The organism is Acrocarpospora phusangensis (assembly GCF_016862995.1).
In the GTDB taxonomy this organism is placed as follows: Bacteria; Actinomycetota; Actinomycetes; order Streptosporangiales; family Streptosporangiaceae; genus Acrocarpospora; species Acrocarpospora phusangensis.
Genome location: NZ_BOOA01000006.1, coordinates 65,674 through 79,298 on the forward strand (window position 1 = coordinate 65,674; position 13,625 = coordinate 79,298).

General features: G+C 71.1%; 14 protein-coding genes. 7 read left to right on the forward strand and 7 right to left on the reverse strand.

The window, feature by feature from the left end:
- Positions 1-94: 94 nt before the first annotated feature.
- Both Aph01nite_RS05310 and Aph01nite_RS05315 read left to right on the forward strand, forming a co-directional pair.
- On the forward strand, positions 95-1,375 hold the full coding sequence (locus Aph01nite_RS05310; RefSeq protein ID WP_204039602.1) for a metal-dependent hydrolase family protein: 1,281 nt from the start codon (positions 95-97) through the stop codon (positions 1,373-1,375).
- A complete protein-coding gene (locus Aph01nite_RS05315; RefSeq protein ID WP_204039603.1) occupies positions 1,372-1,671 on the forward strand; it encodes a hydantoinase/oxoprolinase N-terminal domain-containing protein in 300 nt (99 codons plus the stop codon). Before Aph01nite_RS05310 ends, Aph01nite_RS05315 begins: the two co-directional genes overlap by 4 nt.
- Here the strand turns inward: Aph01nite_RS05315 and Aph01nite_RS05320 are convergent.
- From Aph01nite_RS05320 to Aph01nite_RS05345, 6 genes are read right to left on the reverse strand one after another with little or no spacing between them, the layout of a single operon-like run.
- Positions 1,638-2,711: an aldose 1-epimerase family protein gene (locus Aph01nite_RS05320; protein WP_204039604.1), complete on the reverse strand. Its 1,074-nt coding sequence runs from the start codon at positions 2,709-2,711 to the stop codon at positions 1,638-1,640. The two genes, Aph01nite_RS05315 and Aph01nite_RS05320, sit on opposite strands and share 34 nt — an antisense overlap.
- On the reverse strand, positions 2,696-3,442 hold the full coding sequence (locus tag Aph01nite_RS05325; RefSeq protein ID WP_204039605.1) for an SDR family NAD(P)-dependent oxidoreductase: 747 nt from the start codon (positions 3,440-3,442) through the stop codon (positions 2,696-2,698). The genes Aph01nite_RS05320 and Aph01nite_RS05325 overlap by 16 nt, the downstream gene beginning before the upstream one ends.
- Complete coding sequence (locus Aph01nite_RS05330) at positions 3,439-4,560, reverse strand: type 2 periplasmic-binding domain-containing protein (RefSeq protein WP_204039606.1); 1,122 nt, start codon at positions 4,558-4,560, stop codon at positions 3,439-3,441. The genes Aph01nite_RS05325 and Aph01nite_RS05330 overlap by 4 nt, the downstream gene beginning before the upstream one ends.
- Complete coding sequence (locus Aph01nite_RS05335) at positions 4,553-5,740, reverse strand: CaiB/BaiF CoA transferase family protein (RefSeq protein ID WP_204039607.1); 1,188 nt, start codon at positions 5,738-5,740, stop codon at positions 4,553-4,555. The genes Aph01nite_RS05330 and Aph01nite_RS05335 overlap by 8 nt, the downstream gene beginning before the upstream one ends.
- 10 nt (positions 5,741-5,750) lie before the next feature.
- Positions 5,751-6,530: an enoyl-CoA hydratase/isomerase family protein gene (locus Aph01nite_RS05340; RefSeq protein ID WP_204039608.1), complete on the reverse strand. Its 780-nt coding sequence runs from the start codon at positions 6,528-6,530 to the stop codon at positions 5,751-5,753.
- The gene (locus Aph01nite_RS05345) at positions 6,524-7,234 is read right to left on the reverse strand and encodes a FadR/GntR family transcriptional regulator (protein ID WP_204039609.1); all 711 of its coding nucleotides are present in this window, start codon (positions 7,232-7,234) and stop codon (positions 6,524-6,526) included. The genes Aph01nite_RS05340 and Aph01nite_RS05345 overlap by 7 nt, the downstream gene beginning before the upstream one ends.
- Before the next feature lie 110 nt (positions 7,235-7,344).
- On the opposite strand from Aph01nite_RS05345, the gene Aph01nite_RS05350 reads away from it, so the two are divergent.
- Positions 7,345-8,214 (forward strand): fumarylacetoacetate hydrolase family protein, encoded by an 870-nt coding sequence (locus tag Aph01nite_RS05350; RefSeq protein ID WP_204039610.1) that lies wholly within the window; start codon positions 7,345-7,347, stop codon positions 8,212-8,214.
- Positions 8,215-8,300: 86 nt separating this feature from the next.
- On the opposite strand, the gene Aph01nite_RS05355 is transcribed toward Aph01nite_RS05350, so the two are convergent.
- Positions 8,301-9,110 carry a FadR/GntR family transcriptional regulator gene (locus tag Aph01nite_RS05355; protein WP_204039611.1) on the reverse strand — a complete coding sequence of 270 codons (810 nt, stop codon included), beginning with the start codon at positions 9,108-9,110 and terminating at the stop codon, positions 8,301-8,303.
- 123 nt (positions 9,111-9,233) lie between these two features.
- Here Aph01nite_RS05355 and Aph01nite_RS05360 point away from each other — a divergent pair, with 123 nt between their 5' ends.
- Genes Aph01nite_RS05360 through Aph01nite_RS05375 form a run of 4 tightly spaced genes read left to right on the forward strand, consistent with a single transcriptional unit; the run spans position 9,234 to position 13,548 of the window.
- Positions 9,234-10,313, forward strand: a complete 1,080-nt coding sequence (locus Aph01nite_RS05360; RefSeq protein ID WP_204039612.1) for an enolase C-terminal domain-like protein — start codon at positions 9,234-9,236, stop codon at positions 10,311-10,313.
- Positions 10,314-10,350: 37 nt separating this feature from the next.
- Positions 10,351-11,679, forward strand: a complete 1,329-nt coding sequence (locus tag Aph01nite_RS05365) for an ABC transporter substrate-binding protein (RefSeq protein WP_204039613.1) — start codon at positions 10,351-10,353, stop codon at positions 11,677-11,679.
- Positions 11,680-11,682: 3 nt separating this feature from the next.
- Entirely contained in the window at positions 11,683-12,594 is a 912-nt protein-coding gene (locus Aph01nite_RS05370) for a carbohydrate ABC transporter permease (RefSeq protein WP_204039614.1), read from the forward strand.
- A gap of 6 nt (positions 12,595-12,600) precedes the next feature.
- Positions 12,601-13,548, forward strand: a complete 948-nt coding sequence (locus Aph01nite_RS05375) for a carbohydrate ABC transporter permease (RefSeq protein WP_204039615.1) — start codon at positions 12,601-12,603, stop codon at positions 13,546-13,548.
- Positions 13,549-13,625: the final 77 nt, after the last annotated feature.

Sequence of the window (13,625 nt, forward strand, 5' to 3'; positions counted from 1 at the left end):
CGGTTCCCGCGGGCTGCCACACCAGCGCTGCCAGGAGATCGACCGCGGCGGCCAAGGTGGGCGGGACGCCGGACACGAACGAGAGGAGACAGCGGTGACGACCGGAGGACGCACCCGGCCGCCGGAACCCGGAACGCTCTGGCTGACCGGCGGGCACGTGGTGGACGTACGGTCCGGGCGGGTCCGCGCGAACCACAACGTGGCGGTGACGGCCGGGCGGATCGAGCGGATCACCGCCGCCGCCCCGCCACCGGAGGCGGCCACGGTGGACCTGGGCGGCAGGTATCTCCTGCCGGGCTTGATCTCCGTGCACACCCACCTCTCGGTGGTCTACCCGTTCTCGGCCACCGACGAGTCGGAGGACCCGGGCCTGACGGCGCTGCGCGCGCTGTCCCGGGCCCAGGACGCCCTCCGCGCGGGGGTCACCACGATCCGCTGCGTGCACGAGCAGAACCGCGCCGACCTGCTGGTGCGCACGGCCGCCGAGCAGGGCTGGGTGGACGCGCCGCGCATCGTCGGCGCGGGCCGCGCGATCTCCACGACCGGCGGGCACGGGCACGGCAGCGCCTGCTCCTACGCCGACGGCCACGACGGATTCCTGCGCGCCGCCAGGCAGGAACTGGCGGCGGGCGCCGACCTGATCAAGATCTTCATCACCGGCGGGATCGCCCACCAGGGCGAGTCCTTCACCGGCGCGCAGATGACGGTGGACGAGATGCGGGCGGTGGTCCGCGCCGCCGAGGAGCACGGCACCTACGTCACCGCGCACGCCGGGTCCGGGTCGGCGATCAGGGAGGCGCTGCACGCGGGCGTACGCGGCTTCGAGCACGCCTACGACCTGGACGGGGACACGGCCGCGCGGATGGCGGAACGGCGGGTCTACCTCACCCCGACCCTGTGCGTCACCCGCTGCCCGGAGTGGATGGCCGAGCACGCCTTCACGCCCTGGCAGATCGAGCGCGCCCTGGAGGTCGGCCCCGGCCACCTGGCCAGCATCCGCCGGGCCATCGCCGCCGGCGTCGCCGACCCCGCCGATCCGCGGGCGCCGGGCATCACCATGCTCGCCGGCACCGACTACCCGCCGGGCGAGCCGATCGAGGACACCGTGGTCGCGGTCCGCGAGATGGAGTTCCTGTCGGAGGCCGGACTCGACCCCGCCCAGACGTTGCGCACCGGCACCCTCGACGCGGCCCGCCTGGTCGGCATGACCGGTCAGGCCGGCGCCGTCGAGGAGGGCTACCTGGCCGACCTGATCGTCACCGACCGCGACCCGCTCGGCGACGTCTCCGCGCTGCGCCGCATCCCCTTCGTCATGCAGGCCGGGCGGATCGTCCGCGACGACCTGCCTGCCCCCCGGCACGCAGGTGCCCTGTGACCTCGGCGATCCGCTTCGCGGTGGACATCGGCGGCACGTTCGTCGACGCCATCGCCTGCGACGAGGCGACCGGCGGGCTGCGCCCGCACAAGGCCCCGACCACGCCCGGCTCGCCCGCGCGCGGCGTGCTCGACGCGGTCGGCGGCCCGGCCGGCCGGCTCGACGACGTCGAGGCGTTCGTGGACGGCACCGCGCCCCGGCCTGAACGCCATCCTCCAGCACCGCGGCGCGACGTCGGGATCAGCACCGACGAGGGCCGCCCTCAGGTCTCCAGGATGCGCAGGGCGGTGTGGTAGGCGCGTTCCTCGCCCGGTTCGAGGAAGGTGAGCGTGCCGGCCTCGCGGGCGGCGGGCTCGCCGGCGACGGCGTTGGTGCTGGGCTCGAAGCCGACGGCGTAGGCGCCTTCGCGCAGGTGCATCCACTGGAAGAACGCGGGGAACTCGGCGCTGTTGTACTCGACCTCGAAGGTCAGGCCGAGCCGGTCGTTGACGAGCCCCGCGCGTACCCGGCCGTGCTCGTCCGGGAGGAGGTCGTGCTCGTAGACCTGCTCGACGAAGCCGGGGCGCGGGCCGTCGAAGACCAGGTTGGACGCGCCCTGCTCGGTGTCGCTGTCGCTGGCCCAGAGGGTTTCCCTGATCGGCGCGACGAACCGGGCGCCCTCGTCGAGCAGCGGCCAGCCGATGTTGATGTGGTACAGGTACATGTGCGGGGTGCGGTCGAAGCCCGCGTTGCGCACGGTGTCGGTCAGCCGGATCTCCGTGCCGTCCAGGTCGGCCTCGATCCGGCGGACGAGCCGCAGGTGCTCACCGAAGATGGCGGCCTGCCTGACCTCGCCCTCGGCCCACAGCACGCAGCGGTCGCCGTCCCAGCGCTCGCCGTAGCCGGACAGCCGCGCGGGGATGTTGGCCACCCGGCCGTGCAGGCCGTTCCAGACCGTGCTCCGGTGCGGGTAGCGGTAGTTCGCCGCGTCCACGTCGGCGGTGAACAGGGTGTGGTCGAGCCCGGCGGTGACGACCAGGCCGGAGAAGCTGCGCAGCCAGGACAGGCCGTTCTCGTCGGCGTACTCGTGCAGGCCCGGGTTGCGGTAGCCGGTCGCGGACTCCCAGCCGAAACCCACACCGCGGTACCGGGCCGGGCCGATGTCCATGGCCCGGTCGACCAGCACGTCGAAGGCCAGCCCGGCCGCGGTGCGGAACTCCAGGGTGCGGACGCCCCGCTCGGAGCCGTCCGCCAGCACCACCGAGCGCACTCCGCCCGCCGCGGCGACGTCGCCCGCCATCCGGGCCAGGGTCCGCCGGTCGTATTCCTTGCCGTACAGCTTCACGCCATCACCCATCCACCGTTGACTTCGAGGCACTGCCCGGTCACGAACGTCGAGTCCGGGCCGGTCAGGAAAGAGATCACCGCGGCCAGTTCGGCCGGTTTGCCGCGCCGTTTGAGCGCCTGGCTCGCCAGCACGGACCGGTTGTAGGCGTCCGGATCCGGATGGATCGTCTCGGCCGCGGTGGGAAAGGCGCCGGGCGACACGCAGTTCACCCGGATCTCCATGGGCCCGAGTTCGCGGGCCAGCGCGCGGGTCATCGAGGTGATGGCGCCCTTGGTCGCGACGTACGCGGCGAGGTCGCTCCAGCCGCCGTGCATGGTGATCGAGGCGAGGTTGACGATCGCGCCGCCGCCGGTGGCGGCCATCCGCCGGGCGGCGCACTGCGCGGCGATCCAGTAGGCGCGCTGGTTGACCGCGTGCACGTCGTCGTATTCGGCGATCGGGACGTCCAGGAACGGGCGGCTGGGGTAGATCGCGGCGTTGTTCACCAGGACGCCGAGCGGCCCGAACCGGTCGATCGTCCGCTGGATCGCGTCGGCGATGGCCTGGGCGTCGCGCAGATCCACGATCAGCGGCAGCGCCGCGCCGCCGGTCTCCTCGATCAGGCGTGCGGTCTCCGCCAGGTTGTCCTCGTCGACGTCGAGGATCGCGACCGGGCGTCCGTCGGCGGACAGCCGCAGCGCGGTCGCCCGGCCCAGGGCGCCGCCCGCGCCGGTGATCAAGGCCGCGGCGTGCGGGTTCATCGTGACGCTCCTTCGCGTGCGGCGCGGAACCGCTCGTCGATCCCGTCCAGCGTGCGGTCCGGCGGCGACCCGTCGAGCAGGGCCTCGCGCAGCAGCCGCGAGGCCGTGGCCTGGAAGCCGATGAAGCCGTCGAAACGCGGCCGGACCCAGGCCGCGGCCACCGTGGACGCGATTTCCCGGTAGAAGCCGTGCGCGGCGGCGTTGACGCCCGGGTCCGTCCAGGCGGCCAGCGCCGCGGGCTGTCCGCCCGAGGCCGGGAACACCTCCCGCTGGACTCGCGGGGACACCAGCCGGCGCAGTTCCCGCGCGGCCAGATCGGGGCGCGCGCAGTACGCGGAGACCGCGACGCCCGTCCCGCCGAGCACGCTGCCCGGACGGCCGTCCGGCGTCCAGGCCGGCGCGGACCCGGCCCGCAGCGTCCCCTGGTAGTTCACGTAGCCGTAGACCAGCGGGCAGTACGCGGGCCCGTCGTCGCCTTCCATCGCGGCCAACACCCCGATGGGGTCGGCCCCGGCCAGGCCCCGGTCGCTGTGGCCGGCCAGTTCGGCCATCAGCTCGAACACCGCGCGGCCGATGTCCCGGGAGACGTAGCCGTCCGGGGTGCGCCCCGGTTCCTCGCCCGCGGCGACGCAGATCGCGCTGAACATCAGGAACGCGTGCGGGCCGCCGAGGCAGAGCGCGGTGGGCGTCGTCCGTACCGTCTGGGCGACCTCGGCCCAGGTGGCGGGCGGCGGTCCGGAGAACCGGTCCGGCCGGATCACGCTGACCTGGGCGGCGGCGTCGATGGGCAGCGCCCACTGCGTGCCGTCGAGGGAGTAGGAGTCGTAGCTCGCGCCGACGCCGGCCGCCCGGATCGCCATGAGCTCGTCGGCGTCGAGGAGCGAGTCGACGGGCCGCAGGGCCGAGTGCCGTACCGCCGCGCCGAGACCCGGGTGGTCGATCACCAGCAGGTCGTGGCGGCGGGCCAGGTCGTGGATGGGCTCGGATTCGAATCCGTGCAGCGGCTGGCGGGTCCACCGGACCGGCGCGCCGTCGCGGCTGAGCCGCTCCAGCGGCCCGTACCCGCGCGGATGGTCCCAGGTGAGCCCGCTCAGCGTCGTCAGGGTCGTGTCAGACATGGGCGACCGTGCCCTGGTCGGCCAGTTCCTCGATACGCTCCGGCGGGTAGCCGAGCGCGCGCAGGATCTCGCCGGTGTGCTCGCCGACCCGGGGCGCACCGAAACGGACCTCCGGCGGGGTGGCGCTGAGCCGGAAGGCGAACCCGGGCGTGGTCACGGTCCCCTCCGTCGGGTGGTCGTAGGTGACGAACGAGCCGTTGTGCCTGACCTGCGGGTCGTCCAGGAGGTCGGCGTAGGAGTAGACGGGGCTCACCCACAGTCCGGCGTCCCGCAGGGCGGCCAGCCAGTGCGCGGTGGTGTCCCGGGCGAGCGCGGCGCGGACCAGCGCGGTGATGCGGTCGCGCTGGGCGTAGCCGTCCACGTGCGGGTCCATCGTGGCCAGCTCGGGCACGTCCAGCACCGTGGCCAGGACGCCCAGGTCGGGCATCGCCAGCGCCAGGTAGCCGTCGCCGGTGGCGAAGACGCCGTAGGGGGCCCGGATGTAGGTGTGGGCGTGCGCCTCCGTCCCGCGGGTCTGCGGTACGCCGCCCACGGTGTACACCCCGAGCTCCTGCATCTGGACCGCGATGGCCGCGTCCAGCATGTTGACCGACACCAGCTGGCCCGCACCGGTCCTGGCGCGGTGCAGCAGCGCGGCGAGAGCGCCCTCGAACGCGCTGTAGGCGGTGACGGCGTCGATGGCGAAGGTCCCGGACGGGGCGGGCGCGTCGCCGTCCCGGCCGGTGGAGTACATGGCGCCGCTCATCGCCTGGAGGAGCAGGTCCTGTCCCGGCCGGCCGGCCATCGGGCCCGACTCGCCGTACCCGGACATGGAGACGTACACGATGGAGGGGTTGACGGCCCTGACGCTCTCGTAGTCCACGCCCAGGCGCTCGGCCACGCCGGGACGGTAGTTCTGCAGGAACACGTCCGCCGTCCGGGCGAGTTCCAGCACGATCGTCCTGCCCTCCTCGCTCTTGAGGTCGACCGCCAGGCTGCGCTTGTTGCGGTTGAGCGACAGGAACGAGGCGTTGATCTCCTTGCCGACGGCTCCGCCCGCGGGCGAGCTGCGCTGCCACTCCCCGGTGACCGGCTCCACTTTGATCACGTCGGCGCCGAGGTCGCCCAGCCGCATCGCGGCCAGCGGTCCGGCCATCGCGATGGACAGGTCGATGACGGTGTAGCCGTCCAGTACGCCCATGGGTGGTGCCTCAGTTTCCGGTGAAGTTCGGGGCGCGGCGCTCGGCGAAGGCGGCTCGGCCCTCGGCGGCGTCGGCGGTGGCGAAACAGATGGTCTGCAGATCGCGCTCGTACGCGATGGCCTGGTCCAGCGGCATCGCGTACGCGGCCCGCAGGTTGGCCTTGGCGGTCTGCGCGGCGATCGGCGCGCGCGCGGCGATCCGCCCGGCCAGCGTGTGCGCCGCCTCGGCCAGCGCGTCGGGCTCCACGACCTCGCTGACCAGGCTCCAGCGCTCCGCCCGGGCCGCGTCGATCGGGTCTCCGGTGAGCAGCATCACCGCGGCGTTGCTGCTGCCGATGCTGTGCGCCAGGAGCGCGGACTGGCCGCTGCCGCCGATCCAGCCGAGCTTGATCTCCGGCGCGGCGAACGTCGCGTTGGCCGAGGCCAGGCGGATGTCACAGGCCAGGGCCATCTCCAGGCCGCCGCCGAACGCGTAGCCGTTGACCGCGGCGATGATCGGCTTGCGGAGGGTGCGCAGCAGGTCGCCGTAGTCCAGCCGGTTGCGGAACTGCCAGGGGGAGGCGTACGAGTCGAGTTCGGCGATGTCGCTGCCGACGCAGAACGCCCTGGGTCCCGCGCCGGTCAGGACCACGGCCCGGATCCGGTCGTCGGCGTTCACCTCGCTCACGCGTTCGCGGAGCTGGTCCGCCATCGCCGGGGTGATCGCGTTCAGCTTCGCCGGCCGGTTGAGCGTGATCGTCGCGACCGGTCCTTCGCAGGTCAGGTCGACCGAGGCCGGTTCCTTCAGCACTGGTAGAGCCCCGATTCCGCGTCGTGGCGGGCTCCCTCCACCACCGCGCGCATGGCGTCCTCGGCCTTGCGGTGGTGGCGTTTGCGGATGGCCAGGGCGACCTTCTCGTGCATCGGCAGTGTCTCCTTGTTGTGCTCCACCGCCCGGGTGTGGACCTCGCGGACCGAGCGCAGCGCGATGGCGATGACTTCGTGGATGTAGAGCAGCAGGTCGTTGTCGGCGGCGGCGAAGATCGCCTGATGGAACCGGAGGTCCGCCTCGATGAAGGCGTCCGGGTCCTCGACGGTGGCGTAGAGCGCGGCGAGGGCTTCGTCGATGCCGCGGATGCCGGCCGCGTCGGCGCGCTCGGCGGCCACCCGGGCCGCGCCGGGTTCGAGGGCGACCCGCAGGTCGGCCAGGACGCGGATGTCGTACTCGGTCGGGTCGGGATCGTAGCGCCAGGCCAGCACGTCGGGGTCCAGCAGGTTCCACGAGGCGCGCGCCCTGACGCGGGTTCCGGCGCTGGTCCTGGTCACCAGCAGTCCCTTGCCCGCCAGCACCTTGACGCCCTCGCGTACGGCGGAGCGGCCGACGCCCAGCTCGTTGACCAGCGCCTCCTCGGTGGGCACCAGGTCGCCCGGCTTGCGGCCGCCCCGGACGATCTGGGGTCCGAGTGTGTGCACGACGAGCCCGTGCCGGGCTCCGTCCGGATAGGTCTGGTTCACGCCGACACCCCCTTCTCTGGGTGGGGAGCTTAGCCAGATGCCGGGCGGATTGCCAGTCTTCATCAGATGAAGATTGTCCTTTATCTGATGAAGTCATTAATGTGAGCCGTATGGAGATAGTTCGTTACATCAGCGAGGGCGCGGTCGAGGTCGGGGTCAGGCGGGACGGGGTGGTGCACCGGCTCCCCGGCGCGACCGTGGGTGGCCTGCTCCGGCAGGGCCTGTCGGGGTTCCGTGCCGCCCTGGCGCAGGCCGCGCCGGATCCCGTGGCGCCGGAGCGGCTGCTTCCGCCCGTGGACGGCCGGATGGAGGTGTGGGCGGCGGGAGTCACCTACCGGCGCTCCCGCGAGGCCCGCATGGAGGAGAGCGAACGCTCGGCGACGATCTACGAGCAGGTCTACGACGCGCCCCGGCCCGAGCTGTTCTTCAAGTCCGCGGCGTGGCGGGTCTGCGGCGACGGCGAACCGGTCACGGTCCGCGACGACTCCGCCGTCGACGTCCCGGAGCCCGAGCTGGCCCTGGTGCTCACCCCCGCCGGCGAGATCGCGGGCTACACGGTGTGCAACGACCTCAGCTCGCGCAGCATCGAGGGGGAGAACCCCCTCTACCTGCCCCAGGCCAAGGTCTACCTCGGCGGCTGCGCGGTCGGCCCCGCGATCCGCCCGTCCTGGGAGATCGAGGACCCGTACGACCTGGCCATCACCGCCTCGATCGTCCGGGACGGCGTCGCCGTGTGGTCGGGCGAAGCGAGCACCGGCCAGCTGCACCGCCGCTTCGAGGACCTGGTCGAGCACCTGTTCCGCGCCGACGCCTTCCCCGACGGCGCGATCCTCTCGACCGGCACCTGCCTGGTGCCGGATCTGCCCTTCACCCTGCGCCACGGCGACGAGATGACGATCGGGATCGACGGGATCGGCGTCCTGCGCAACGTGGTCTCCCGCCCGGAGGAGATGGACTACCTGACCGCCCGCGTCGGCTGACCCCTGCGGCCCGGCTGACCCCTGCGGCGCCCGGCCTGCGCCGCGGCGAATCGGAGGAGGCGGATCGGCGCCTCCCGGGCGCGCCGCTAGATCGTCTGCCCGGCCTGCGCGCCCATGATGGCGGGGCGGCGTCTGGCCCAGGACTTGAGGATGTGGGCGCGCATCTGGGCGGCGGCCCCGTCGGCGTCACCGCTGAGGATCAGCTCCTCGATCCGCTGGTGCTCGGCGAGGGACTCCCGGAGCTCCTGGAGCGTGGGTGTGCCGTTGTAGCGGCTGGACAGGCGGGCCTTGCTGTGGATGCTGTGTATGATCGCGTGCCCCAGCCGGTTGCCCGACGCCTGCATGATCAGATCGTGGAAGATCACGTCCTCCGCCGCGTAGCGGACGGGATCGCCGAGCTGCGCCGCGAGGACGAGCCGCTGCGCGGTCAGCTCCGCCGACTGCCCGGCGCTGATGGTCCGGGCGGCCTGGGCGGCCATGTCGCATTCGAGGGCCGCCCGCACGTTGACCAGGTCGTCCAGGATGGAGAGTTCCCGGTCATGGCGTATCCGGGCCTCCAGGACCAGCGGGTCCAGCAGGTTCCAGCCGCGTTCCGGCAGGACCAGGGTGCCCCGGCCCCGGGTCGCCCGGACCAGGCCCTTCTCCTCCAGGAGCTTGATCGACTCGCGGACGACGGTGCGTGAGACGCCGAACTCGTCGCACAGCACCTGTTCGATGGGCAGTCCCGTGCCCACCGCGTACTCCCCCGAGACGATGCGGTCCACCAGGTGGGTGACCACGACGTCGCCCAGCCTGCCGGCCTGCCGTGGCCTGATCGGCGCCAGGGGGACGTTGAGCGGGTGCGCGTTCGAATCGTCCCGCTGAATCCCTGAAGGCGTGGTCAAGGTTCCTCCCATCGTGAAGACGGTAGCAGCATACCCTTGCGCATACGTAATTCATATGATGAAGTGGCGGCCGTCACATGACGCCCACGTTTCGGCGCCATCAATGGCATATGTCCAGCTTGGAAGGAGCGCAACGTGCGCATCACAAACGTCGAGTGCTATCTCGTCAAGGTCCCCGGGCCCGATCCGGCCTTCGCCTGGCGGGACGGACTGCCGGGGTCGTGGCCCGACGGCGACGGCGCGGTCCTGCGCATCTGCACCGACGAAGGCAATGAGGGTGTGGCATTCGCTCCCCGGAAGGGCTTGATCGTACAGAACATCGTAGATCGGCTCCTGCGCGACGAACTGCTCGGCGCCGACCCGCTCCAGCGTGAATGGCTCTGGCACCGCGTCTGGGAGCTGGACCGGGTGGAGGAGATGCCGCTGTACGTGCTCGGCCTGGTCGACGTGGCACTGTGGGACCTGGCGGCCAAGGCCGTCGGACTGCCGGTCTGGAAGCTGCTGGGTGGATACCGTACGGAGATCCCCGCCCAGGCCTCGACGGTCACCTACTCCTCGGTCGAGGAGTTCCTCGACGTCGCCGACCAGATCATCGAGCTCGGCTACACCTCGATCAAGCTGCACGCCTGGGGCGACTGGCGGCGCGACGCCAAGCTGTGCGCGGCGCTGCGCGAGCACGTCGGCGACGAGTTCCCGCTGGCCTACGACGGCTCCGCGGGATTCGACCTGGCCGACGCCATCCGGCTGGGCCACGTCCTGTCCGACGCCGGCTACCTCTGGTACGAGGAGCCGATGCGCGAGTTCAGCGTGACAGCGTACAAGTGGCTCGCCGAGAAGGTCTCCGTACCGCTGCTGGTGGGCGAGACGTCCGACGGCGCGCACATGAACAGCGCGGACTTCATCGCCTCGGGCGCCGCGACCGGCGGGGTGCGGACCAGCACCGAACTGCGGGGCGGTTTCACCGGCGCCATGCGCATCGCGCACCTGGCCGACTCGTTCCGGCTGCGCGCCGAGGTGCACGGGCCGATCATCCCGCACCAGCACCTGTGCATGGCGATCCCGAACAACACCTACTACGAATCGTTGATCACCTCCAACCCGGCGCGACGCGAGTCCATCGTCGACTCCGACGGGCTCGTGCACGCGCCGACCGCACCGGGAGTGGGCCTTCCCCCTGGCCTGGACTATCCCGCTGAGCTGGGTCAGCACCTGTGACCTGGTATTTTTCATCCCCCCGAAAGGACGCACCCCTATGAACCATCGGATTGCCGGCGCGGTCGCCGTGTTCGGTGCCGCGCTCCTGCTGACCGCGTGCGGAAGCGCCGATCCGGCGCCGGCGCCCTCGGCCGACGCCGAGCAGTTCAAGCAGGTCGCCCAGGACCCGGCCGGCGAGATCACGGTCTGGGCCGACGCGACCCGCGTCCCTGTGGTCGAGGCGTACCAGAAGGCGCACCCCGAGGCCAAGATCAAGCTGGTCACCTACAGCGGCAACGCCAACGGCGCCACCGACCTGCAGACCAAGGTCCAGCTGTTCGACCGGACCGGCAGCGGATGGCCCGACGTGGCGTTCAGCACGACGACGGCCGACACGGCCTGGGCGGCCTTCGGCGCCAAGCCGTACGCCGCGCCCGTCGACAAGGTCATCGACCAGTCCGTCCTGTCGGGCTTCTCCCCCGGCGCGCTCGACCCGTGCAAGGTCGGCGAGAACGTCTACTGCGTGCGCAACGACCTCGCCCAGGTGGTGCTCTGGTACAACAAGAAGCTCTTGGACGAGTTCGGCTACCAGGTCCCCACCACCTGGGAGGAGTACCAGACCCTCGGGGAGAAGGTCGCCACCGAGCACCCGGGCTACCTCGTCGGGACGGCCGGCGACCCGTGGATGCCCGAGATCTACCTGTGGGCCAGCCAGTGCCCCGCCTCGACCGTGACCGAGGGCAAGAACGTCACCGTCGATCTGAAGAACGAGAAGTGCACCCGCGCGGTCAGCATGATCGACACGTTGATCAAGGCGGGGTCGATGTCCAAGTCCAGCGTCTTCGACGCCGGATTCATCAAGGACAAGGCCGCCAAGCTGCTCATGGCCCCGGGCCCGTCCTGGTACGGCCAGGTCCTGTTCAACGCGACCTTCAAGATCCCCAAGGGGGAGATCGCGGCGGCGGCGCCGCTGAAGTACGCCGCCGACTCCGAGACCTTCACCGGCAACGTCGGCGGAGGCGTCTGGTACATCTCCTCCCACAGCAAGAACCTGAAGACGGCGGCCGACCTGGTGAGCTGGGTGACCACGTCCGACGAGGCGCAGGGCAACGCGGGCACCTACCCGGCGTTCCAGAGCGCGGCGACGCTGTGGCTCAGCAACCAGCAGGCGACCGGGTACTTCGCCCAGGACATCGCCCCGGCGTTCACCACCGCCGCCAAGCAGGTCTGGCCGGGCTGGTCGGCGACCCAGTACAGCCACGAGTCGATCTACGCGTCGACGGTGGTCCCCGCCCTCAACCAGGGGCAGACCATCACCTCCACCCTGGACGCCTGGCAGACCGCGATCAAGAACAAGGCCGCCACGCTCGGATACAAGGTCAGCTAGCCGATGGCCGTCGCAAGCACCTCCGCACGCCGTCCCGAGGGCGGCGTGCGCGGGGGTCAGAAGCCCAGCCGGGCCGGCTACTTCTTCGTGTCCGGTTACGTGATCCTGCTGGTGGCGTTCGGGATCCTGCCGACCGTGTACGCCGTCTGGCTGTCGATCAGCAACTCGCGCGGCCAGCTCGTCGGCCTGGGCAACTTCCTGCGCACCTTCACCGACTACCGGTTCGCCGCCGCGTTCACCCACATCGTGGTGTACGTGCTGATCTGGCTGGTGACGCTGATGGTCCTGGTCGTCACCCTCGCCCTGATGCTGCACGGCCGGATGAGAAGGACGAGCGCGGCGCTGCGCTTCGTCTACTACCTGCCCGGCGCCCTGGCGGGAGTGGCGAGCGTCGTGCTGTGGCTCATCCTGCTCGACCCGGCCAACAGCCCCGTCGGGTTCATCCTGGAGGCCTTCGGCTGGGACTCCCTCGCCACCGTCATCCTGCCCTCGCACCTGCCGGTTCTGTTCACCGTGATCGCCTTCTGGACCGGCGCGGGCGGCTGGATTCTCGTCATGTACGGAGCGCTCAACAACATCCCGGCCGAAATCCTGGAGGCCGCGCGCGCCGACGGCGCCGGAACCTTCCGGATCGCCATGCGGATCCAGCTTCCGCTGCTGCGCAAGTGGATCGCGTACATGCTGATCCTGGCCTTCGCGACCGGGACCCAGCTGTTCGTCGAACCCCAGCTGGTCTCCACGGCCAGCTTCGGCATGATCCCCGACGGCTGGTCCCCCAACCAGCTCTCCTACCAGTACGCCTTCCAGGCCGGAGACTTCAACGGCGCCGCGGCCCTGGCCGTGGACCTGCTCTTCGTCGGCCTCGCCTGCGCCACCGCGGTGGTCTTCCGCGGCCGCATGTTCGAAAGGGACTGATCTCAGGTGGTCACACTCCAGGACCGCTCACGCGCCACGGCCACCGGCCACGCCAAGCCGCGTCACCGGGACGGGCGCCGCTGGACCGCCGGCCGGGTCCTCGGCCGCGCCACCTGGTTCGGCGGCACCGGACTGTTCCTGATCTTCTTCGCCCTGCCCGTCCTGTGGATGATCCTCGCCACCGGCAAGACCGACGGGGACATCATCCGGGGGCACCCGTTCGCGCTGGGCAACTGGCACGACTTCACCCAGACCTGGAACAACCTCCTGGCCTTCCAGGACGGCGCGATCCTGCTCTGGATGAAGAACTCCGCGGTGTACGCCTTCGGGGCCCTGGTGATCACCCTGGTCACGGCCATCCCCGCCGGCTACGGCCTCGCGCTGACCAAGTTCATCGGCCGCAAGACCCTGCTGACCATCACCCTCATCGTCATGATCATGCCGGCCGCGGCCCTGGTCCTCCCGCTCTACCTGGAGATCAACGCGGTCAATCTGACCGGGACCATCTGGTCGGTGATCCTGCCGCTGTCCTTCTTCCCGTTCGGGGTGTACCTCACCTACATCTACTACTCCTCGACGATCCCCGAGGACCTGCTCGCCGCCGCCCGCCTGGACGGATGCACCGAATGGCAGGTCTTCGCCAAGATCGCGATCCCGCTGGCCAAGCCGATCATCGCCCTGGTCAGTTTCTTCAGCTTCGTCGGCAACTGGAACAACTTCTTCCTGCCGTTCGTGATGCTGCCCGACAGCCAGCAGTACCCGGCGCAGGTCGGCCTGAACAACCTGCTCACCGCCTCCGCGGTGTTCAACACCTCCGCCGGGACCGAGGCGCCGATCCTGCGCCCGGAGCTCGCGCTCGCGGCGCTGCTCACCATCCTTCCCGTTCTGCTGGTCTTCCTGTTCTCCCAGCGGGCCCTGGTGTCCGGCATGCTCGCCGGGGGCACCAAGGAATAGCCCGGAAAAGGTTTTCGTGGATCTCGCCGATCGATCCGAAACTTTCATGGCTCAGGCCGTACCCGCCGATGCCGGAC

Coding starts and splice junctions, on each gene's coding strand:
- Aph01nite_RS05320 (WP_204039604.1), bottom strand. CDS start 2,711: ATGGGTGATGGCGTGAAGCTGTACGGCAAGGAATACGACCGGCGGACC.
- Aph01nite_RS05350 (WP_204039610.1), top strand. CDS start 7,345: ATGGAGATAGTTCGTTACATCAGCGAGGGCGCGGTCGAGGTCGGGGTC.
- Aph01nite_RS05355 (WP_204039611.1), bottom strand. CDS start 9,110: ATGGGAGGAACCTTGACCACGCCTTCAGGGATTCAGCGGGACGATTCG.
- Aph01nite_RS05335 (WP_204039607.1), bottom strand. CDS start 5,740: ATGGGCGTACTGGACGGCTACACCGTCATCGACCTGTCCATCGCGATG.
- Aph01nite_RS05370 (WP_204039614.1), top strand. CDS start 11,683: ATGGCCGTCGCAAGCACCTCCGCACGCCGTCCCGAGGGCGGCGTGCGC.
- Aph01nite_RS05365 (WP_204039613.1), top strand. CDS start 10,351: ATGAACCATCGGATTGCCGGCGCGGTCGCCGTGTTCGGTGCCGCGCTC.
- Aph01nite_RS05330 (WP_204039606.1), bottom strand. CDS start 4,560: ATGTCTGACACGACCCTGACGACGCTGAGCGGGCTCACCTGGGACCAT.
- Aph01nite_RS05325 (WP_204039605.1), bottom strand. CDS start 3,442: ATGAACCCGCACGCCGCGGCCTTGATCACCGGCGCGGGCGGCGCCCTG.